The organism is Blastococcus sp. SYSU DS1021 (assembly GCF_054050995.1).
In genome coordinates this window covers 1-21256 of record NZ_JBJHAL010000040.1, presented here as the reverse complement: position 1 = coordinate 21256, position 21256 = coordinate 1, and the positions used below count along the sequence as shown (strand labels likewise).

Annotated in this window: 20 protein-coding genes and 1 pseudogene; 16 read left to right on the top strand and 5 right to left on the bottom strand. The window is 76.0% G+C overall.

Annotated elements, in window-relative coordinates; translation table 11 throughout:
- The first annotated feature begins 391 nt into the window (after positions 1–391).
- Complete coding sequence (locus ACI8AP_RS20545) at positions 392–1981, top strand: ATP-binding protein (RefSeq protein WP_456591227.1); 1590 nt, start codon at positions 392–394, stop codon at positions 1979–1981.
- The gene (locus ACI8AP_RS20540) at positions 1978–2640 is read left to right on the top strand and encodes a response regulator transcription factor (protein ID WP_456591226.1); all 663 of its coding nucleotides are present in this window, start codon (positions 1978–1980) and stop codon (positions 2638–2640) included. The genes ACI8AP_RS20545 and ACI8AP_RS20540 overlap by 4 nt, the downstream gene beginning before the upstream one ends.
- 62 nt (positions 2641–2702) lie before the next feature.
- Here the strand turns inward: ACI8AP_RS20540 and ACI8AP_RS20535 are convergent, their stop codons facing one another.
- The 4 genes from ACI8AP_RS20535 to ACI8AP_RS20520 form a co-directional block, all read right to left on the bottom strand.
- Complete coding sequence (locus tag ACI8AP_RS20535) at positions 2703–2996, bottom strand: hypothetical protein (protein WP_456591225.1); 294 nt, start codon at positions 2994–2996, stop codon at positions 2703–2705.
- 112 nt (positions 2997–3108) lie between these two features.
- On the bottom strand, positions 3109–4335 hold the full coding sequence (locus ACI8AP_RS20530) for a hypothetical protein (protein ID WP_456591224.1): 1227 nt from the start codon (positions 4333–4335) through the stop codon (positions 3109–3111).
- A gap of 71 nt (positions 4336–4406) precedes the next feature.
- A complete protein-coding gene (locus ACI8AP_RS20525; RefSeq protein WP_456591223.1) occupies positions 4407–5006 on the bottom strand; it encodes a nitroreductase family protein in 600 nt (199 codons plus the stop codon).
- A gap of 29 nt (positions 5007–5035) precedes the next feature.
- Positions 5036–5584 carry a TIGR03086 family metal-binding protein gene (locus tag ACI8AP_RS20520; protein ID WP_456591222.1) on the bottom strand — a complete coding sequence of 183 codons (549 nt, stop codon included), beginning with the start codon at positions 5582–5584 and terminating at the stop codon, positions 5036–5038.
- Positions 5585–5622: 38 nt separating this feature from the next.
- On the opposite strand from ACI8AP_RS20520, the gene ACI8AP_RS20515 reads away from it, so the two are divergent.
- From ACI8AP_RS20515 to ACI8AP_RS20495, 5 genes are all read left to right on the top strand, one after another.
- Positions 5623–6462 (top strand): helix-turn-helix domain-containing protein, encoded by an 840-nt coding sequence (locus ACI8AP_RS20515; RefSeq protein WP_456591221.1) that lies wholly within the window; start codon positions 5623–5625, stop codon positions 6460–6462.
- 38 nt (positions 6463–6500) lie between these two features.
- Positions 6501–7247, top strand: coding sequence for a bifunctional 1-(5-phosphoribosyl)-5-((5-phosphoribosylamino)methylideneamino)imidazole-4-carboxamide isomerase/phosphoribosylanthranilate isomerase PriA (priA, locus tag ACI8AP_RS20510; RefSeq protein WP_456591220.1), 747 nt, complete (start codon positions 6501–6503; stop codon positions 7245–7247).
- Complete coding sequence (locus ACI8AP_RS20505) at positions 7244–7636, top strand: RidA family protein (RefSeq protein WP_456591219.1); 393 nt, start codon at positions 7244–7246, stop codon at positions 7634–7636. The genes priA and ACI8AP_RS20505 overlap by 4 nt, the downstream gene beginning before the upstream one ends.
- Entirely contained in the window at positions 7633–8427 is a 795-nt protein-coding gene (gene hisF, locus ACI8AP_RS20500) for an imidazole glycerol phosphate synthase subunit HisF (protein ID WP_456591218.1), read from the top strand. The genes ACI8AP_RS20505 and hisF overlap by 4 nt, the downstream gene beginning before the upstream one ends.
- A 159-nt stretch (positions 8428–8586) precedes the next feature.
- On the top strand, positions 8587–10206 hold the full coding sequence (locus tag ACI8AP_RS20495) for a DUF3604 domain-containing protein (RefSeq protein WP_456591217.1): 1620 nt from the start codon (positions 8587–8589) through the stop codon (positions 10204–10206).
- Here ACI8AP_RS20495 and ACI8AP_RS20490 read toward each other — a convergent pair.
- Entirely contained in the window at positions 10200–10823 is a 624-nt protein-coding gene (locus ACI8AP_RS20490) for a TIGR03085 family metal-binding protein (RefSeq protein ID WP_456591216.1), read from the bottom strand. The genes ACI8AP_RS20495 and ACI8AP_RS20490 overlap by 7 nt on opposite strands.
- A gap of 143 nt (positions 10824–10966) precedes the next feature.
- Between ACI8AP_RS20490 and ACI8AP_RS20485 the strand changes: the two genes are divergently transcribed.
- The 9 genes and pseudogenes from ACI8AP_RS20485 to ACI8AP_RS20445 form a co-directional block, all read left to right on the top strand.
- Positions 10967–12742, top strand: coding sequence for an ABC transporter ATP-binding protein (locus ACI8AP_RS20485; protein WP_456591215.1), 1776 nt, complete (start codon positions 10967–10969; stop codon positions 12740–12742).
- Positions 12739–14574 (top strand): ABC transporter ATP-binding protein, encoded by a 1836-nt coding sequence (locus ACI8AP_RS20480; RefSeq protein WP_456591214.1) that lies wholly within the window; start codon positions 12739–12741, stop codon positions 14572–14574. The genes ACI8AP_RS20485 and ACI8AP_RS20480 overlap by 4 nt, the downstream gene beginning before the upstream one ends.
- Before the next feature lie 101 nt (positions 14575–14675).
- Positions 14676–16340, top strand: a complete 1665-nt coding sequence (locus ACI8AP_RS20475; RefSeq protein WP_456591213.1) for an FAD-binding dehydrogenase — start codon at positions 14676–14678, stop codon at positions 16338–16340.
- A gap of 11 nt (positions 16341–16351) precedes the next feature.
- Positions 16352–17056, top strand: a complete 705-nt coding sequence (locus ACI8AP_RS20470; protein ID WP_456591212.1) for a hypothetical protein — start codon at positions 16352–16354, stop codon at positions 17054–17056.
- Positions 17057–17081: 25 nt separating this feature from the next.
- Entirely contained in the window at positions 17082–17459 is a 378-nt protein-coding gene (gene hisI / locus ACI8AP_RS20465) for a phosphoribosyl-AMP cyclohydrolase (protein ID WP_456591211.1), read from the top strand.
- Positions 17456–18973 (top strand): anthranilate synthase component I, encoded by a 1518-nt coding sequence (locus ACI8AP_RS20460; RefSeq protein WP_456591210.1) that lies wholly within the window; start codon positions 17456–17458, stop codon positions 18971–18973. Before hisI ends, ACI8AP_RS20460 begins: the two co-directional genes overlap by 4 nt.
- On the top strand, positions 18970–19614 hold the full coding sequence (locus ACI8AP_RS20455; protein WP_456591209.1) for a Trp biosynthesis-associated membrane protein: 645 nt from the start codon (positions 18970–18972) through the stop codon (positions 19612–19614). Before ACI8AP_RS20460 ends, ACI8AP_RS20455 begins: the two co-directional genes overlap by 4 nt.
- 153 nt (positions 19615–19767) lie before the next feature.
- On the top strand, positions 19768–20577 hold the full coding sequence (gene trpC, locus ACI8AP_RS20450; RefSeq protein ID WP_456591208.1) for an indole-3-glycerol phosphate synthase TrpC: 810 nt from the start codon (positions 19768–19770) through the stop codon (positions 20575–20577).
- 119 nt (positions 20578–20696) lie between these two features.
- Positions 20697–21256, top strand: a pseudogene (locus ACI8AP_RS20445) (hypothetical protein); the annotation flags it as partial.

The window sequence follows — 21256 nt, the reverse complement described above, 5'->3', positions numbered from 1 at the left end:
CGGGGTGGTTTGGGGGGGGGTGGGGCGGGGGGGGGGGGGGGGGGGGGGGGGGGGGGGGGGGGGGGGGGGGGGGGGGGGGGGGGGGGGGGCCGGCGGGGGGGGGGGCCCCGGGGGGGGGCCCCCCACCGATCGAGGTGCCCCTCCCGGCGTCGCCCACGGAGCCGGGAGCGCCCCCGACCGTGGATTCCGGCCCATCGCCCGATCCCGCTCCGGAGCCACCGCCGCCTCCCGCACCGGCACCGCCTCCGGCACCCGCTCCCGCACCGGCACCGCGCCCGGACGTCGTGCCCCCTCCTCCCATCACCGACGATGACGATGACGATGACGATGACGACGGCGATGACGATGGCGGCGACGATGGCGACGACGACTGAACGGTGACGACCCAACCGTGACGATCGAGGAACGGACCGCGCCCGGGTGGCGGCAGCACGTCCGGGGGCGGCTGGCGCCCCGGGCCGCCCGGACCCGCATCATCGGCTGGGTCCTGCTGCTGGTCCTGCTCGCCCTCGCCCTGCTGACCCTGGTGACCTGGTGGTTGCTGATCCGGGCGACCGACGAGCGGATGGACCTCGCCCTCGAGGCGGAGGTCGCCGAGTTCTCCCAGATCGTGGCCTCGGGGATCGACCCGGAGACCGGTGCACCGTTCGCCTCGGTCGCCGAGGTCCTGCAGACGGCGATCACCTACAACCTCGCCCGGCCCAACGAGAAGTTCCTCGGGTACGTGGACGGCGCCTATCGCTTCCAGAGCCGGATCGAGGCCCCGGTGCTGCTGAGCGAGGACGCCGTGTTCACCGACCTGGTCGGCTCGGTCGAGGAGCCCGTGGCCGGGCGGTACGAGAGCGGCGCGGGCGAGGTGCGCTACCTCGCCGTCCCGGTGACGCTGGAGGGCGATCCGTCGCTCGGGACGGCCGTGGTGGCCTACTTCGCCGACCAGGAGCGCCAGGCAGCCGATGAGACGGCCCGGTTGATGCTCGGCGTGGGGGCGGTCACCGTGCTGCTGGCCGCAGCCGGCGCGTGGGTGGTCGCCGGGCGTGTGCTCGCCCCGGTGCGCGCCGTCGCGGTCACCGCCCAGGGGATCACCGAGACCGACCTCACCGGCCGCATCCCGGTCGACGGGCGACCGGCCGACGAGCTCACCGACCTCGCCTCCGCCGTGAACGCGATGCTCGACCGGGTGGAGACAGGCGTGGCCGCCCAGCGGCGATTCCTCGACGACGCCGGCCACGAGCTGCGCACACCGATCACCATCGTGCGCGGCCACCTGGAAGTGCTCGACCCGGCCGACCCGGAGGACGTGCGCCAGACCGTCGCCCTGGTCGACGACGAGCTGGAGAGGATGAACCGCATGGTCTCCGAGCTGCTGCTGCTCGCCCGCGCCGAACAGCCGGAGTTCGTCCGCCTCCAGCCGGTTGACGTCGCCGAGGTGACCGCAGAGGTGTTCGGCAAGGTGCGGCGGTTGGGCGACCGGGACTGGCAGCTGGGCGCCGTCGCCCGGGCCGACCTGCTGCTCGACCCACAGCGCCTGACGCAGGCGGTGGTCGCGCTGGCCGACAACGCCGTCCAGCACACCGCGCCGGGCGACCGGATCGTGCTGGGCAGCCGGCTCAGCGGGGATCAGCTGCTCGTCTGGGTCGACGACACCGGGCCCGGTGTCGCTCCCGCCGACCAGGCGCGGGTCTTCGAGCGCTTCGCCCGCGGCAGCTCCGGGGCCCGGCGCAGCGACGGCGCGGGACTGGGCCTGTCCATCGTGCGCGCCATCGCCGCCGGCCACGGCGGGGAGGTCGAGCTGCACAGCCGCCCCGGCGAGGGGGCCACCTTCACCCTGGTCCTGCCGGCCCGCCCGGCGCCGCCCCGCGCCGAGGCAGGCCCCGACGAGCTGCTGGACAGCGGCTCCGGCACCGTCGACGACGCGCTCGACACCCCACCGATGACCGTTCCGCCCGCGACGGTCGCCCCGACCGAGGGAGGGCCGCGGTGAGCCGCGTGCTGATCGCCGAGGACGAGCCGCGGATCGCCGCGTTCGTCGAGAAGGGGTTGCGGGCCAACGGCTTCGCCACCTCCGTGGTCGGCGACGGGCTGTCCGCCCTGGACCGCGCCCGGAGCGGTGAGGTCGACCTGGTCGTGCTGGACATCGGGCTGCCCGTGCTCGACGGCTTCGCGGTGCTGCGGGCGCTGCGCGCCGAGGGGTCCGCCGTGCCGGTCATCGTGCTGACCGCGCGGGACAGCGTGCAGGACACCGTCGCCGGGTTGGAGGGTGGCGCCGACGACTACATGCCCAAGCCCTTCCGCTTCGAGGAGCTCCTGGCCCGGGTGCGACTGCGGCTGGCCGGGGCCCGCGGCGGCGAGGTCACCGTGCTCACCGCCGGCGAACTGTCGCTGGACCTGCGCACCCGCCGGGCCGACGTCGCCGGGCGGGTGGTCGACCTGTCGGCCCGGGAGTTCGCCCTGGCCGAGACCTTCCTCCGCCACCCCGGTCAGGTGCTGGCCCGCGAGCAGCTGCTCAGCCACGTGTGGGGCTACGACTTCGACCCCGGGTCCAACGTCGTCGACGTCTACGTCCGCTACCTGCGCCGGAAGCTCGGCGCCGACCGGATCGAGACGGTGCGGGGCATGGGGTACCGGCTGGCGACGTCCTGAGCCCACCCCGGACGGGCGGACGGCCCCGGCCTCCTGACGGGAGCCGGGGCCGTCCGCCGCCCTCAGTCGTCGGTGTCCGGGGTGTCGGTGTCGGGGGTGTGGGTGTCGGGGGTCTGGTCGACGGGGCTCTCGGCGGGCGAGTCCGCCGTCTCCGGGGAGGCGTCCACGTCGCCCACGGCGGCGTCGGGGGCGTCGGGCGTGTCGTCGGGGCTGTCGTCGGCGGCGACGGCGACGGCGGCGGGCGTGGACGGGGCCCCGTCGTCGGCCGCGGCGACGCCGATCCCGGCCAGACCTAGCCCGGTGAGCGCAGTGCCGACGGTGACGACCTTCCAGGTGGCGGCGGGCTTGCGGGTCATGGGCGTTCCTCCTCCGGAGCGGGTGGTGCGCTGACGTGGACCACGGTGCCCGGCGCAGGTGAGGCCGCCAGGAAAGCGCGATGAGCCCTCTCTCATGTCGGCGGGTGCGCGCTCACCGCACACCGGCCCACTCCTCGGCCAGGGCCACCCGGGCCTCGGTGGCGGGAGCCCGGTCCGGCTGCTGCACCCGAAACGGGCCGGTGGCGAGCCCCACCAGGACCCCGGCCACCCGCGACCGCAACTGGCCCTCCGGCCAGCGCCCGGCGAGCAGCTCCTGCACCCGTTCCCGGTAGGCGGCGATCGGCGCCGAGTGGCCGGAGAGGTGCTCCAGAAGGACGAGGTGGCCCAGGAGGGTGGCCCAGTCGTCGATCCGGGCGCCCGCCCCGGCGGTGTCCACGTCGAGCAGGCCGACCACCGTCCCGGCATCCACGAGCAGCTGTGCCTCGTAGAAGTCGCCGTGCACCGGGACCAGCGGGTGCTGACCGGCACCTGCGGCCACCGCCGCGGTGAGCCGGTCCAGGCGCGACGTCAGGGGAGGGTAGAGCGTGGCCAGCACGTGGGCGTGCGACCGCACCGGCGGAAGCGGGTCGCCCGGGTTCCGGCGCCGCGCCGCGGCGGGGAGCTCGGGTAGCCGGTCCAGCAGCGCCTTCAGCGACCGCGGGTCGGGCAGTTCCGCGGCGTCTCCGGTCAGCGCCGACCGCATCGACGTGCCCGGCAGCCCCGGCAGCACGACGACCCCGTCCCCGGTGCTCGCCAGCACCGGCGGCACCGGCACCGCCGGGGCCAGGGCGGCGTGACGGGCGACCAGCTCCGCGACCGCCGCTGGACGCACCACCTTGAGGAACCAGCGCCCGGCCGGGGAGGCGACCTCGACCACGGCCCGGCGCCCCGGGCGGTAGGCGCGCAGCCGCAGCCTGGGGCTGCCGACGTCGATGCCCAGGGCGCCCAGCTGCCGCGCGGTCCGCGCCGCCGAGGTGGCCCAGGCCAGGCCCGGCAGCGCGGGGTCCAGCGGCCACCGCCACGCGCCCACGGTGACCGGCCGGCCGGCGACCTCGCCCTCCAGCACGGCGGCGCCCGGGGGGATCGCCGCCCCGGTCGTGGCGGCGAGGGACTCGCGGGTGGACCGGCCGTCGGCCCAGTCGACCACCGCGGTCCACCGGACGGTGGCGGCACCGTCGGCGCGCAGGTTCACCGAGGTCGCCGTCAGGGTGCGCAGCCGGCCGGAGAGCGGGTCGAGGACAGTGGTCCACAGATCACCGGCGGGTTCGCCGAGCAGGACCTGCAGCGAGGGCGGCCACCACGGCGGCACGGGGGGCGGAGCGAGCCGGGCAGTGTCCACGCGGTCACCCTCGCTCCGCGAGGTGAGCGGCCGGTGAGACCGGGATGAGGACGCTCTCACCGGCCGTCCGGTCACCAGCGGCCGCGGTGCACGACCTCGTCGACCCCCCGCCGGCCGCGGCGCAGCGACGGGGAGCGGCGGTCGTCGCCCCCGGGGTAGCCGACCGACACGCAGCCGACCGGCCGGTACTCCTCCGGCACACCGAACGCCGCCCGGAACGCCTCGACCCGCTCACCGGGAACGCCGAAGAAGCAGGCGCCGAGCCCCTCGTCGACGGCGGTCAGCAGCATCAGCAGCGACGCCATCCCCGCGTCGACGTCCCAGTACGGCACCGGCCAGCGGGCCTCGTCGCGGTCGGTCCAGCCCTTGTCCGGCTCGGCGTAGCGGTCGAGGTAGGCGCTCTTGTTGGCCAGCGGCACGATCAGCAGCGGCGCCCGGCGCATGCGGGTGAGCCACCGGTCGGGTGCACCCTCGTCGGTGGTGGCCGTCCAGAACCGGTCGCGCTCCTCGGCCGTCTCCAGCACCAGGAACGCCCAGCCCTGGCTGAAGCCGGCCGACGGCGCCCGGATGGCGTGCGCCAGCAGCCGCTCGCGCACCTCCGGCGGCACCGGGCGGTCGGGGTCGTAGTCGCGCACCATGCGGCGACGGCGGACGACGTCGGCGAACTCCACGACCCCAGCCTGTCACCCGCGCGACGGGGTCAGGCGCTCCGCCCGAGCCGGGCCAGCACGCGCGCGGTGCGATCGGCGTCCCCGGGCACCTCGACGGCGGGGCGGCAGATCCCGTCCATGTGCAGGGCCGGGCCGAAGCCGTCCGCGCCCGCCTCGATCCGGTCGAGCTCCTCGGCGGTGAGCCCGGCGTCGGCGCCGACCGCGCGGGCGAGGTCCCAGCGGTGCACGACCATGTCCCAGACGTAGAACTGCTCGAAGGCCGCGCCGACCGTCGTCGGACCGAAGAAGCCGTCGAACTCCCGGGCCGCCACGGCGTCGTCGGACACGGCCCCGGCCACCCGCTCCGCGTGCTCGCGCCAGGCGGCGGCCGGGTCGGCGGCGACGTCCGGCGCGCCCCCGAGGTCGACGCCGTGCGTGGTGAGGAAGTCCCGTTGCGTGCCGATCAGGTGCCCGACGACGTCGGCGGCGGTCCAGCCCTCGCACGGCGAGGGGCGGGCCCAGCCGGCCGGGGGCACGGCGTCGAGGAGCTGGCGGAGGGGACGGTCGGCTGCCTGGTGGCTCGCGGCGGTGCGGTTCATGCCCCGGAACGTAGGAGCGTGCGGCAGGCTCGGTCTTGATGGAACCCGACAGCCCCGCCGCGATGGACCTCGTGGAGCGGGCGCACCTCAGAGACCCCGGCGACGCGTCCCACGCCATGTACCGGTACGCCGCACCGGCTGAGTTCGACGGGTTCCTCCAGCGCTTCTGGATCCCGGTGTGGTCGGTGCCGCCGGGGGAGGAGGCGCCGCAGGCGGTGCTGCAGTACCCGGTGGCGCTGGTCGTCGTCGCCCGGGACTACGCCCGGTTCTACGGCGTCGTCCCGGGGCTGTCGGTGACCAGGCTGACCGGCGCGGGCTGGGCGGTCGGCGTCATGTGCGCACCCGCCGCGGGGGCGCTGATCGCGGGCGGGCCGATGAGCGGGTTCACCGACCGGCACGTCGACGTCGCCGACGTCCTGGGCGACCGGGGGGAGCGGCTGACCGAGCGGGTCCGTGCGGCGATGGGCCCGGACCCGCACGCGCCGGAGGGGCACACGGCGGCGATGGCCGCGTTCGGCGACGCGCTGCGGCCCTGCCTGCCGGTGGACGAGGAGGGCCGGCTGGTCAACGAGGTCGTCGCCTTCGTGGAGGGGAACCGCGAGGTCGTCCGCGTGGCCCAGGTCTGCGAGCGCTTCGACCTCTCCGAGCGGTCCCTCCAGCGGCTGGTCCGGCGCCGGCTGGGGCTGAGCCCGAAGTGGCTCATCCAGCGCCGCCGGCTGCAGGAGGCCGCCGAGCGGCTGCGCGGCGCCCCGGCGAACCTCGGCGAGGTGGCGGCGGCGCTGGGCTACGCCGACCAGGCGCACTTCACCCGCGACTTCGCCCGGGTGACCGCCATGACCCCCGGCCGGTTCGCCGCCCGGTACGCGCCGGGGAGCTGACGCCGACGCCGGCCGGGGCGGTCCCTACGCTGGTCACCGTGCCGAAGCTGCAGCTGCTCCCCGCCGTCGACGTCGCCGACGGCCAGGCCGTCCGTCTCGTGCAGGGGGAGGCCGGGAGCGCCACCTCCTACGGCGACCCCCTCGACGCCGCGCTGCAGTGGCAGCGCGACGGCGCGGAGTGGGTGCACCTGGTCGACCTCGACGCCGCCTTCGGCCGGGGGAGCAACCGCGAACTCCTGGCCCGCGTGGTCGGTGAGCTCGACGTCGACGTCGAGCTCTCCGGGGGCATCCGGGACGACGCGTCGCTCGAGGCGGCGCTGGCCACCGGCTGCCGGCGGGTGAACCTCGGCACCGCCGCCCTGGAGTCGCCGGAGTGGTGCGCCCGGGCCATCGCCGAGCACGGCGACCGGATCGCCGTCGGCCTCGACGTCCGCGGCACCCGGCTGGCCGCCCGCGGCTGGACCCAGGAGGGCGGGGAGCTGTACGAGACCCTCGCCCGGCTGGACGCCGAGGGCTGCGCCCGCTACGTCGTCACCGACATCACCAAGGACGGCACGCTCAAGGGGCCGAACCTCGACCTGCTGCGGGAGGTCTGCGCCGCGACGGCCCGGCCGGTGATCGCCTCGGGCGGGGTCAGCTCGCTCGACGACATCCGCGCCCTGGCCGGGCTGACGACGATCGGCGTCGAGGGCGCCATCGTCGGCAAGGCGCTCTACGCCGGCCAGTTCACCCTGCCCGAGGCGCTCCGGGTCGCCTCCGGGGACGGCGACGGAGAGCTCGCGTGACCGTGCTCAACCTGGGGTCGGCGAACCCCTGGGAGCCCGTCGTCGGCTACAGCCGGATCGTGGTCCGCGGCGACACGGCCTGGGTGAGCGGGACGACGGCGGTCGTCGACGGCGTCGTCGCCCACCCGGGCGACGCCGCGGCGCAGACCCGGCAGGTGCTGGCCACCATCGAGCGCTCCCTGGAGCGGGCGGGCTTCCGCCTCGCCGACGTCGTCCGCACCCGGATGTACGTCACCGACATCAGCCGCTGGGAGGAGGTCGGGCGCGCCCACGGCGAGGTGTTCGGCGACATCCGGCCGGCGTCGACGATGGTCGAGGTGTCCGCGCTGATCGGCCCGGAGCTGCTGGTGGAGATCGAGGCCGACGCCGTGCGGGAGCCCGCGGCATGACGCTCGCCGTGCGGGTGATCCCGTGCCTCGACGTCGACGCCGGGCGGGTGGTCAAGGGCGTCAACTTCGTCGACCTGCGCGACGCCGGCGACCCGGTGGAGATGGCCCGGGTGTACGACGCCGAGGGCGCCGACGAGCTGACCTTCCTGGACATCACCGCCAGCTCCGGGAACCGGGAGACGACCTACGACGTCGTCCGCCGCACCGCCGAGAGCGTCTTCATCCCGCTCACCGTCGGCGGCGGGGTGCGCGGCGTCGAGGACGTCGACAAGCTGCTGCGCGCGGGGGCGGACAAGGTCGCGGTGAACACCGCCGCCGTCGCCCGGCCCGAGCTGATCGCCGAGATCGCGCACCGCTTCGGCAGCCAGGTGCTCGTGCTGTCGCTGGACGCGCGCCGGGTGCGCGACGGCGCGGTCACCGACTCCGGGTATGAGATCACCACCCACGGCGGGCGCCGGGGCACCGGCCGCGACGCCGTGGAGTGGTGCGTGCAGGCCGCGGAGCTCGGCGTGGGGGAGATCCTGCTCAACTCGATGGACGCCGACGGCACCCGGGCCGGCTTCGACACCGACCTGATCGCCCGGGTGCGCCGCGAGGTCGCCGTCCCGCTGATCGCCAGCGGGGGAGCGGGCGCGGTCGAGCACTTCCCGCCGGCGGTCGCGGCCGGCGCCGACGCCGTGCTGGCCGCGAGCGTCTTCCACTTCGGCCAGCTGCGGGTGGGCGACGTCAAGGCCGGTCTGGCCGCGGCCGGGGTGCCGGTGCGCCGCGAGGGCGACACCCCGCTCGGCTAGCGGGACGCCCCAGGCCGCCGCACAGCCCCGATCGCGGGTGGGCGCTGCTCCCGCCGGCTGATCACGGGGACGCCTTCCCTCCGCCGGGAGTTCGCCTTCCGGTCAGCCCGCCGCCACCTCCGTAGGTCACGGTGCCCCGAGCAGACGAGGGGAGCGGTGATGCAGGAGCACGGCAGCCACCACCACGGTGGTCACCACCACCACGGCGGGCACCACCACCACGGCGGTGACCACGAGGACGGTGCCGGGCGAACCGACGAGGGACACCGCGGCCTGCGGCGTCGCGACGTCCTGGCCGCGGGGGCGGCCGGCGTCGCCGGCGGGCTGCTGTTGCGACCGGCCGGTGCCCTCGCCGCCCCCTTGGGGCCTCGCGGCGTCGCGGGCGCCGAGCGGGTGTCGCGCCTCGGCCGGCGGGCGCGCCTGGCGCACGCCGACCTGCACAACCACAGCCTCCAGTCCGACGGCTCCGGGGATCCCGCCCTGGCCTTCGAGTCGATGCGGGACGCAGGTCTCGACGTGGCCGCGCTCACCGACCACTCGACGGTCTCCAAGCCGCTGGGCCCGATCGACGCCTGCGCGGCCTTCCCGCCGCCGCAGCCGGGCAGCGAGGACCCGTGCCGCTCGCTGGCCGGGATGAACCAGCAGGCGTGGGAGAACACCCGCCGGTACGCCGACGCGGCCGACGACCCCGGCGAGTTCACCGCGCTGCGCGGCTTCGAGTGGTCCAGCCCGCTCCTCGGGCACGTCAACGTGTGGTTCACCCAGGACTGGACCGATCCGCTGAGCACCGCCGGCTTCAGCCTCTCCAGCCTGCTGCAGCTCGGCCTCACCGAGTCCGGGATCGCCGCGGCGCTCGGGCCGCTCGGGCCGCTCGGCCAGCAGCTGCTGGACCTCATCCGCCGGTCGGAGCCCCGCGGGATGGCGCTGTTCTACGAGTGGCTGCGCCGCTCTCCGCAGACCCCGCTCGTCGGGGGCGGCGCCGACGGGCTGGCGGGTTTCAACCACCCCAACCGTGAGCCGGGGGTCTTCGACGCGTTCGCCTACGAGCCCGCGCTGAGCGACCGGATCGTCTCCATGGAGATCATGAACCGGCGCGACGACTACCTCTTCGAGGGCTGGACGGCGGGGTTCCCCAGTCCGCTGGTCGCCTGCCTGGACGCCGGCTGGCGGGTCGGGCTGCTCGGCGTGACCGACGAGCACGGCACCGACTGGGGGGAGCCGGACGGCAAGGGGCGGGCGGGCCTGTGGGTCGACCAGCTCGACCGCGGCGGGGTGCGCCGGGCGCTGGCGGCGCGGGACTTCTTCGCCACGAACGTCCGGGGCCTGCGGCTGGACGCGACCGCACAGGGCAGCTTCATGGGCCGGTCGGTGCCCCACCGCGCGCGCGACGTCCGCTTCGAGGTGGACCTGGACCGCGGGCCCGAGCACGCCGGCGAGGAGGTCGAGATCCAGGTCCTGACGTCCGGCGACCGGGCCCCCACCGTGGTGCACGTCGAGTCGGTGCGGGTGCCGGATCCGAGGGAACGCCGGCCGATCCGGTTCCGCGCGCCGATCGACCGCGACTCCGCCTCGTGGGCGGTCCTGCGCATCGCCGACCCGACGAAGCCGAACCTCAGCCCCGGGCCGGAAGGGCACCCGTGCAACAACCTGGCCCTGGCGTACAGCAGCCCGTTCTGGTTCGAGGGAGCCAGCCGCCGGCCCCGCGGTGGCGGCCGGCCACCGGTGACGGCGCGAGGAGAGGCGGCTGACCTGCGGGACCTGCTCACCCGCGGTCACTGACGTCGGGGGGCCACGGTCACCCGGGCGACGTCGCGGCGGCCGGAGGCCCACAGCAGCAGCTCCATCGGCTCACCGGTGACCGTGCGACCGCCCGCACCGAAGCGCTTCTCCACGCCGGGGTCGTCGCTGCGCCGGAGCACCAGCCCGCGGCGTCCCGCGGCCCGCCGGCCGAAGAGGGCGGCCGCCGACCAGAGCTGGTCCTGCTCCGACCGCGGCAGGCCCCGCGGCTCCCAGCCCGGCTGGGCGCGGCGGACGTCCTCGTGGTGGATCGCGAACTCCGACAGGTTGAACGCCCGCGCGGCGGCCGGCAGGGCCATCGGCGACCACGCCGGTGGTCCGCTGCGCACCTGGTCGACCACCTCCGCGTACGGCGTCGACCCGCGCAGCCGGTCCTCCAGCCGGTGCGACCACCAGGCCAGGCGCGCGCCGCCGGGCAGCATCTCCAGGCCGTAGCCCGGGAGGGCGTCGGGTCGCCGGTCGCGGACGGCGAGGTGCGCGGCCAGGTGCGCGGTGGTCCAGCCCGCGCAGCACGTCGGTGCCTCCGGGCCGAGCTCGTCGAGGAGGTCGGCCAGCGCGGCGCGCTCGCGGTCCGGCAGGGACGGGGGGACGGCGCTCATCGCTCCTGCTTACCCGGCGGCCGGGCCCGGCGGTACCCGGGCGCGGGAAGAAGCCGCTGCCGCGCGGGGTTGCACCGTCCGCTTAGCGTTCCTAACGACCGTCCGGCATCCTGGCCGGGCCGCCCGCACACCCGAGGAGCCCCGTGTCCCGCCGCAGAGACGCCGTCGTCCGACGCGGGCTGCGCCACGTCCGGCGGGCGATCGCCGAGCAGCCGGGCATGTTCACCCTCGCGCTGCTGGCCAGCAGCCTCTACGGCGCCATGACGGTCGCCAGCGCCTACGTCATCGGGGAGATCACCGACCGGGTGCTGCTGCCCTCGTTCGACGACGGCGCCACCACCACGGCCGCCCTGACCCTGGCGGCCGTCGCCATCCTCGGCGTCGCCCTGCTGAAGATCGTCGGCATCCTGGGCCGCCGGCTGTTCGCCGGCGTCATGAGCTACCGGTTGCAGGCCGAGTACCGCCGCCGGGTGACCGGCCAGTACCTGCGGCTGCCGCTCTCCTGGCACCAGCGCCACCCCACGGGGCAGTTGCTCTCCAACGCCAACTCCGACGTGGAGTCGGCGTGGTTCTTCGTCGCGCCGCTGCCGTTCGCCTGTGGCGCGCTGGTGATGATCGCGATCACCAGCGTGGCGCTGGTGCTCACCGACCCGCTCCTGGCGCTGGTCGGTCTCGTGGTCTTCCCACTGGTGTTCGCGGCCAACGGCGTCTACTCCCAGGTGATGAGCCCGCGGATGCAGCGGGCGCAGCAGCTGCGGGCGGAGGTCAGCGAGATCGCGCACGAGAGCTTCGACGCGGCGCTCGTGGTGAAGACCCTCGGCCGCGAGGACACCGAGACCGAGCGCTTCGCCGCCCGGGCCGAGGAGCTGCGCGACGGGCTGATCGCCGTCGGCCGGGTGCGCGGGGTCTTCGACCCGATGATGGAGGCGCTGCCGAACCTCGGCACCCTCGCCGTCCTGCTCATCGGCGCCGGCCGGGTGGCCGAGGGCGCCACCGACGCCGGGGACCTGGTGTCGATCGCCTACCTGTTCACCCTGCTCGCCCTGCCGATCCGGGCCATCGGCTGGGTGCTCGCCGACCTGCCGCGTGCCCTGGCCGGGTTCGACCGGGTCACCCCCGTCCTCGAGGCGACCGGGGAGACCCCGTACGGGCCGGATGCCGCCGTCGCGGGTGCCGGCGGCGCCGGGGTGGCGCTGCGCGACGTCGCTTTCACGTTCGACGGGGGCAGTCGTCCCACGCTGACCGGCGTCACCTTCGACGTGCCGGCCGGCCGCACGGTGGCCGTGGTCGGCCCTACCGGGTCGGGCAAGTCCACCCTCGCCGGCCTGCTGGTGCGCCTCGTCGACCCGGCCGACGGCGCGGTGCTGCTCGACGGCGTCGACCTGCGCCGGCTGCGGGAGGGCGAGGTGAGCGGCCAGGCGGCCTTCGTCGCGCAGAGCGCCTTCCTCTTCGACGACACCGTCCGCGGCAACGTCACCCTCGGCGCGCCCGTGGACGACGACGAGGTCTGGGCCGCGCTGCGCGTCGCGGCGGCCGACGACTTCGTCGCCGCGCTGCCCGACGGCCTGGACACCCGGGTCGGGGAGCGGGGCGCGTCCCTGTCCGGCGGCCAGCGGCAGCGGCTCGCGCTCGCCCGCGCCGTGGTCCGCCGTCCCCGGCTGCTGGTGCTCGACGACGCCACGAGCGCCGTGGACCCCGCCGTCGAGGCGCGCATCCTCGACGCGCTGCGGGGGAGCGGGGCGCCGACGACCGTGGTGGTGGTCGCCTACCGGCAGGCGACGATCGCGCTGGCCGACGAGGTCGTCTGGTTCGAGGACGGCCGAGCCGTCGCCCGCGGCACGCACGAGCAGCTGCTGGCCGAGGTGCCGGGGTACGCGGCGCTGGTGCAGGCCTACGCGCAGGCGGAGGTGCCGGCGTGACCGCCGCGACGCGGCTGGAGGACCGCCCGTCCGAGGGCGCCCTGGCCACGCTGCGCCGCGGCCTGCGGATGATGCCGGAGTTCCGGCGCGGTCTGCCGGTCACCTTCGCCCTGGCCCTGGTCGCCACGGCCGGCCGCGTGGTGGTGCCCATCGCCGTGCAGCAGGTCATCGACCGCGGCCTGGGTGCGCCCGGAGGTCCGGATCTCGGGCTCGTCACCTGGGTGGTCGCCGGCTGCGCCGTCGTCGTGGTGCTCACCGCCGTCGCGGTCTACCGGATGAACGTCCGGCTGTTCCGCACGACGGAGACCGCCCTCGCGGGTCTGCGGGTGCGGGCGTTCCGGCACGTGCACGACCTCTCCGTGCTGCACCAGCAGGGCCAGCGGCGCGGCTCGCTGGTCTCCCGGGTGACCAGCGACGTCGACCAGCTGTCGGTCTTCATGCAGTGGGGTGGTGTCCTCGGGCTGGTCAGCGTCGGTCAGCTCGTCGTCGCCACCGCCGTCATGGCGGTCTACTCGTGGCAGCTGACGCTGCTCGTCCTGGTCTGCTTCGTGCCGCTGGTCTTCGCCGTCCGCTGGTTCGCCCGCCGGCTCGTGCAGGTGTACGGCGTGGTCCGGGAGCGCGTCGGCGACGTGCTCGCCGCGGTCTCCGAGTCGGTGGTCGGCGCCCCGACCGTGCGGGCCTACGGGGTGCGCGCCCGCACCGCCGCGCGGCTGGACGCCGCGATCGACCGGCACTACCGCGCCCAGGTCGACGCGCAGAAGGTGACCGCCGCGGTGTTCGTCAGCGGCGAGTTCGTCGCCGCGGTCGCCAACGCCGCCGTGGTGGTCGTCGGGGTCCTCCTCGGGTTGGCCGGCGACATCACCCCGGGCACGTTGGTGGCCTTCCTCTTCCTGGTCACCCTGTTCGTGGCCCCGGTGCAGACCGCCAGCGAGGTGCTCAACGAGGCGCAGAACGCCGTCGCCGGCTTCCGCCGGGTGCTCGACGTGCTCGACACCGAGCCCGACGTCCGCGACCCCGCCGTCGCCACCCCCGACCGGGTGCGGGAGCTGCCGGCCGGGCCGCTGGGAGTCCGCTTCGAGCACGTCACCTTCCGCTACGCACCCGGTGCGCGGGCGGCGCTCGACGACGTCGACCTCACCATCGCGCCGCGCACCCGCGTGGCGATCGTGGGGGAGACCGGCTCGGGCAAGACGACGTTCGCCAAGCTCGTCACCCGGCTCATGGACCCGGCCGGGGGGCGGGTGCTGCTGGGCTCCGACGCCGGTGGCTGGGTGCCGCTGGCCGATGTCGCCTTTCCCTCGCTCCGCGCGCGGGTGGTGATGGTGCCGCAGGACGGGTTCCTGTTCGACGCCACCGTCGCCGACAACGTGCGCTACGGCCGCCCCGGCATGACCGACGCCGACGTCGTCGCCGCGTTCGACGACCTGGGCCTCGGGGCGTGGGTCGCCGGCCTGCCGGCGGGCGTCGGGACGGCGGTCGGGCAGCGCGGGGAGTCGCTGTCGGCCGGCGAGCGCCAGCTGGTCGCCGTCGCCCGCGCGTACGTGGCCGACCCCGACCTGCTGGTGCTCGACGAGGCGACCAGCGCCGTCGACCCGGCGACCGAGCGGCGGCTGACCCGCGCCCTCGACACCCTCACCCAGGGCCGCACCACGCTGACCATCGCGCACCGGCTCTCCACCGCCGAGCGGGCCGACGAGGTGCTGGTGGTCGACGCGGGCCGGGTGGTGCAGCGCGGCACGCACGCGGAGCTCGTCGACGCCGAGGGCCCCTACGCCCGGCTGCACGCCTCGTGGCGGCGCTCCTCGACCGGGGAGCCCGAGCCGGTCGCCTGAGCCGTTGCGGCGCCGACGGCGACGTCGGGGGCGCACGCGGCGGCGCAACTCGCCCGCCCGGGGGGACGCGCCCGGCAGGGCGCGCCCGCTAGCGTCGCCCTGTGGACAACGGACGCATCGAGGCAGACGTCGTCGTGGTGGGAGCGGGGCTGGCCGGACTGGTCGCCACCGCCGAGCTCGCCGACGCCGGCAAGCGGGTGATCCTGGTCGACCAGGAGCCCGAGGCGTCGCTGGGTGGGCAGGCGTGGTGGTCCTTCGGCGGGCTGTTCCTCGTCGACTCGCCCGAGCAGCGCCGGCTGCGGGTGCGCGACTCGCTGGAGCTGGCCCGCCAGGACTGGTTCGGCACCGCCGGCTTCGACCGCGACAGCGACCACTGGCCCCGGCAGTGGGCCGAGGCCTACCTGCAGTTCGCCGCGGGGGAGAAGCGGGCCTGGCTCAAGGAGCAGGGCATCGGCTTCTTCCCGGTCGTCGGGTGGGCCGAGCGCGGTGGCTACACGGCCACCGGGCACGGCAACTCGGTGCCGCGGTTCCACATCGTCTGGGGCACCGGTCCCGGTGTGGTGGCCCCGTTCGAGCGTCGGGTGCGGGCGGCCGTCGCGGCGGGCCGGGTCGAGCTGCGTTTCCGGCACCGGGTCACCGAGCTCGTCGTCAGCGGCGGCGCGGTGACCGGCGTCCGCGGCGCGGTGCTCGAGCCCAGTGACGTCGCCCGCGGCGAGGCCAGCTCCCGCGCCGAGGTCGGGGAGTTCGAGCTCGCCGCGCAGGCCGTCGTCGTCACCTCCGGCGGGATCGGCGGCAACCACGACCTGGTCCGCCGGTACTGGCCGGCCCGGCTCGGCCCGGCACCGCAGCGGCTGCTCTCCGGCGTCCCGGCGCACGTCGACGGCCTGATGCAGGAGGCCACCGTCGCCGCCGGCGCCAGCATGGTCAACGGCGACCGGATGTGGCACTACACCGAGGGCGTCGCCAACCACTCGCCGGTCTGGGCGCGGCACGGCATCCGCATCCTCCCCGGCCCCTCGTCGCTGTGGCTCGACGCCACCGGCCAGCGGCTCCCGGTGCCGCTGTTCCCCGGGTTCGACACGCTCGGGACGCTCGCGCACATCGGGCAGACCGGCCACGAGCACACCTGGTTCGTCGCCACGCACAAGATCGTGGAGAAGGAGTTCGCGCTGTCGGGCTCCGAGCAGAACCCCGACCTCACCGGCAAGGACCTCCGGCTGCTCGCCACCCGGGTGAAGGCCGGCGTCTCCGGCCCCGTCCAGGCGTTCCTGGACCGGGGCGAGGACTTCGTCGTCGCCCGCACCCTGCCCGAGCTGGTCGCGGGCATGAACCGCGTGACCGGCGGCACGCCGGAGCTCGACCTCGCCCAGGTGGAGCGGGAGATCGTGGCCCGCGACCGCGAGGTCGGCAACACCTTCACCAAGGACCTGCAGATCACCGCCATCCGCGGCGCCCGCAACTACCTCGGCGACAAGCTGATCCGGGTCGCCCCGCCGCACCGGATCCTCGACCCGGAGGCCGGGCCGCTGATCGCCGTCCGGCTCAACGTCATCACCCGCAAGAGCCTCGGCGGGCTGGAGACCGACCTCTCCGGTCGCGTGCTGCGGCCGGGCGGGGAGGTCTTCAGCGGCCTCTACGCCGCCGGTGAGGTGGCCGGCTTCGGTGGTGGCGGCGTGCACGGCTACCGCTCGCTGGAGGGCACCTTCCTCGGCGGCTGCCTGTTCTCCGGCCGGGTCGCGGGTCGCGCGCTCGCGGCCGCCCTGTGACGGGGCGGGACGTGAGCGCACCGCGCGACCCCTGGGCGGACCCGGCGACGCCGACCGAGCCGGGGCCGGTCTACACCGGCCCGCCGCCCACGGCGCCGCCCCCCGGCTACGCGTCGCCCTACGGTCCGCCGCCGCCCGGGTACGGCCCCCCGCCCTACGGCTACCCCGGCCCCTACGGCTACGGCTATCCCGGCCCGTACGGGACGGCGCCGTTCCCGGGCGGTCCGGTGCCGCCCCGGGCCGGGCGCCGGCCGGGTCAGGTCGTCGGCGCCGCGGTGCTGAGCTTCGTGCAGGCGCTGCTGGTCGCGGTGGCGTCGCTGTACGTGTGGTTCTTCGCCTCGCTCGCGGAGATGGCGGTCGAGCAGAGCCCGGGTGCCGCCCCCACCCAGGCCTACGTGTTCGCCCGCGAGGGCGGCACGCTCGCGGTCGTCCAGCTGATCTCGGTGGCGCTGCTGGTGGCCGCCGGGGTCCTCGCCCTGATCCGGCGCACCCGGACGGCGTGGCTGGTGCTGCTGGCCGCGCACGGTGCCCAGCTGGTGCTCGCCGTCTACTGGTGGGCGAAGCTGACCGACCTGCTGGGGCCGGCCGCGGCGGTCGAGGACGTCGGCGGGGTGCTCGCCGTGTTCAGCCTGTTCTTCGCCGCCGCCCCGCTCGTCGCGCTCGGGCTCGTGCTCTTCGGTGGCGGGCGCAGCTGGTTCACCGCCCCGCAGGGCTGACCGGGCGGCACGGCAGACTGGCGGCATGCCCGCGACCGATCCCTCCCGACCCGCGCTGGCCCCCGAGGTCGCCGCTCTGCTGCGCCGCGACCCGGCCGGCCTGGTCGCCGCCGTCGTCCAGCAGCACGACACCCGCGAGGTGCTGATGGTGGCCTGGATGGACGACGAGGCGGTCCACCGGACCCTCACCACCGGCCGGGCCACCTACTGGTCGCGCAGCCGGCGGGAGTACTGGGTGAAGGGGGAGACCTCCGGGCACCGGCAGTGGGTGCGGGAGGTGCGCCTGGACTGCGACGGCGACGCGCTGCTGCTGCTCGTCGACCAGGAGGGCGCCGCCTGCCACACCGGCGAGCGCAGCTGCTTCCACCGGGTGCTGCCGGCCGCGCAGGGGGTGGCGCCGTGAGGTTCGGGGTCACCTCGCCCTCGCGGGAGGAGTTCGCCGGCATCGACGCGGCGGTCGTCCCGGTCACCCGCCGCCTCCTGGTCGACGGCGAGACCGCCGTCGGCATCTACCGGAAGCTGGCCGGCAACCGTCCCGGCACGGTGCTGCTGGAGTCGGCCGAGCAGGGGAAGCGGTGGGCGCGGTACAGCTTCGTGGGCGTCCGCAGCGCGGGTGTGCTCACCGAGCGGGACGGGCGCACGCAGTGGCTCGGGGACGACGTGCCCGGGCTGACCGACGACCTCCCGGCCGATCCCCTCGAGGCCGTCCGGGTCCTGGCGCGGCGGCTGCGCTCGCCCCGCACGCCGGGGCTGCCCCCGCTCACCGGTGGGCTGGTGGGCTACCTGGGCTACGACGTCGTCCGCCGTCTGGAGCGGCTGCCGAGCACCAGCGTCGACGACCTGGGCATGCCGGAGCTGGCGATGATGCTGGTGACCGACCTGGCCGTGCTGGACCACAGCGACGGGTCGGTGCTGCTCATCGCCAACGCCCTGCGCGGACCCGGAGCCGAGCCCGCCGCCGCCGGCTACGAGGACGCGGTCGCCCGGCTGGACGCCATGGCCGCCGCGCTGGTCCGGCCCGCCGCGCCGGCTGTCGCGGTCTTCGAGCCGGCCGACGTGCCGGCGTCGGTGCGCAGCAACCTGGCGCCCGGGGTCTTCCAGGCCGGGGTCGAGGAGGTGCGGGAGCGCATCCGGGCCGGCGACGCCTTCCAGGTGGTGCTCGCCCAGCGGTTCGAGCTCGAGACCGACGTCGCGGCGCTGGACCTCTACCGGGTGCTGCGGGCGACCAATCCGTCGCCGTACATGTACCTGCTGCGCTTCGCGGGCCGGGAGACGCCGTTCGACGTCGTCGGCTCCTCACCCGAGGCGCTGGTGACGGTGGCCGGCACCTCGGCCGTCGTCCACCCGCCGGCCGGCACCCGGCCGCGCGGCGCCACGCCCGAGGAGGACGTGCGCCTGGCCGAGGGGCTGCTCGCCGACCCCAAGGAGCGGGCCGAGCACGTCATGCTCGTCGACCTGGCGCGCAACGACCTGGGGCGGGTCTGCGTGCCCGGCAGCGTCGAGGTGCCGGACTTCATGCGGGTCGAGCACTACAGCCACGTGATGCACCTGGTCTCGACCGTCGCCGGCGAGGTGCGGCCCGGCTGCGACGCCCTGGACGTCTTCGACGCGACCTTCCCCGCGGGCACCGTCTCGGGCGCACCGAAGCCCAGCGCCATGGCGATCATCGACACCCTCGAGCCGACGCGGCGCGCCCTGTACGCGGGCACCGTCGGCTACGTCGACGCCAGCGGCGACATGGACATGGCGATCGCCATCCGCACCGCAGTCCTGCACCAGGGGCGCGCGTACGTGCAGGCCGGGGCGGGGATCGTGGCCGACAGCGACGCCGCCGCCGAGGAGGCGGAGACCCGCCACAAGGCGCGCGCGGTGCTGTCGGCGATCGCGACGGCCGAGCGGCTGCGGGAGCTGTCGTGAGCTCGTCCCCGGGCGTGGGCCGGTCCGGCGGTGCACGGCGCGAACTGACCGCCGCCGTGGTCGGCGTCGCGCTGGCCGGGGCGCTGGCCCTGTCGACCGCGAGCCAGCGGTGGGCGGAGGTGACCGCCGAGCGACGGGCACCCCTGCCGCCGGTGAGCGGGACCCTCACCGGTGGCGCCGCGGCACCCCTGGTGACCGCCGCCGGCCTGGTGCTGCTGGCCGCGGCCGTCGCGCTGCTGGCGGTGCGCGGGACGGGCCGGCTGGTGGTCGGGCTGCTGGTGGCGGCCTGCGGTGGCGCCCTGCTGTGGTCGGGCACCCGGGTGCTGACCGGGGGAGTCGCCGACGCCGCCGCCGACCTGCCCGGCGTCGGCGGCGCCAGCGTCACCGCGACGGCGGTGGAGATCTCGCCGGTCTGGCCGGGGCTCGCCGTGGCCGCCGGGGTGCTGGCCGTCCTCGCCGGGGTGCTGACCGTCCTCCGCGGGGCCTCCTGGCCCGCGATGGGACAGCGCTACGAGCGGCACGCGGGGCCGGCGCCGGTGCGCTCGGACGAGGACCGTGCGGACGACGCCTGGAAGGCGCTGGATCGCGGGGAGGACCCCACCGAGCCGCCACCCCCGCCGCGGTCCGGTTCCGCCGTATAGCGGAACGGCCGAGGGTCGCGATGCCCGCCCCCGGGCCGGGCGGCCCGTGGCCCGCCTCTAGAGTGGTTCCACCCATCCGCCCGGGATCGACGTACGAGGAGCAGTGGCGCCGATGAGCAACCACCGGACCTCGGCCGAGGCTGCGACGACGCCGTGAACGTGCTCGACGAGATCATCGCCGGTGTCCGCGCGGACCTCGCCGTCCGCGAGGCCGCGACACCGCTGGACGAGGTGAAGGCCGCCGCGCAGGCGGCCCGGCCGGCGCGCGACGCGCTCGCGGCCCTGCGTGCACCCGGTGTCGGCGTGATCGCCGAGGTGAAGCGGCGCAGCCCGTCCAAGGGCGACCTGGCCGACATCGCCGACCCGGCCCGGCTCGCGCAGCAGTACGCAGCGGGTGGCGCGCGGGTCATCTCCGTGCTGACCGAGCAGCGTCGCTTCGGGGGATCCCACGCCGACCTCGCCGCCGTCCGCGCCGTCGTCGACGTCCCGGTGCTGTGCAAGGACTTCATCGTCAGCAGCTACCAGGTGCACGAGGCGCGGGCGCACGGGGCCGACGTGGTCCTGCTGATCGTCGCCGCCCTGGAGCAGAACGTGCTGGTCGGCCTGCTGGAGCGGGTCGAGTCCCTCGGCATGACCGCGCTGGTCGAGGTGCACACCGAGGCCGAGGCCGACCGCGCGATGGCGGCCGGCGCCTCGGTGATCGGGGTCAACGCCCGCGACCTGACCACCCTGCAGGTCGACCGGTCGACCTTCGAGCGGATCGCCCCCGGCCTGCCGTCGGAGGTCGTGAAGGTCGCCGAGTCCGGGGTCCGCGGCCCGCACGACCTGATCAGCTACGCCGCCGCGGGCGCCGATGCAGTGCTCGTGGGCGAGGGTCTGGTCACCGCCGGCGACGCCCGCCAGGCCGTCGCCGACCTGGTCACCGCCGGCTCGCACCCGGCCACCCCCCGCACCCCGCGCTGACCCGTCCCGTCGCTGGGTCCTAACCGGGTTGTCGGCCCGAAGTGGTCACCCGGGTCCTGGACCTGGTCGCTCGGCTCCGACCTGCGGAAACTGTCGTACCCCCCGCTTAACCTGCGGGTATGTCGTCGGGTGTCGGGTTCGCGGTCGGGGTGACCGTGATGCCGGTGAGCCCGCCGTCGGAGTGGGAGCTGGCCGACCCTGATCCGTTGCCGCGGTTGGGTGAACCGTTGAGCGCGTGGTTGCCGGCCCGGCGGGGTGCGGCGGAGGCGGCGGAGCTGCTGGGTCAGATCGTGGCCGCGGAGGCGCAGCTGGCGGCGCTGCGGGCGGAGCTGGTGATGGATCTGGCCGCGGCGCGCCCGGCTCCGGCCGATCCGCTGCCCGGCGGCGAGCGCGCCGGCACCGTGGGGCCGCCAGAGGTCAGTGAGTTCGTGCCCGATGAGCTGGCCGCGGTGCAGAACTGCAGCCGGACGGCGGCGGTGACGCAGCTGGAGCACGCCGAGGTGCTGACCACGCTGCTGCCCGCGACGTACACACGGCTGCGGCTGGGGCGGTTGGACTGGCCCCGTGCCCGGGCGATGGCCGCGGAGGTCGCCGTCACCGGGCGGGAGACCGACCCGGGCGTGATCGCCGCCATGGAGGCCGCCGTCCTGCCCACCGCCACCGAGCTGGGGGTGGGGAA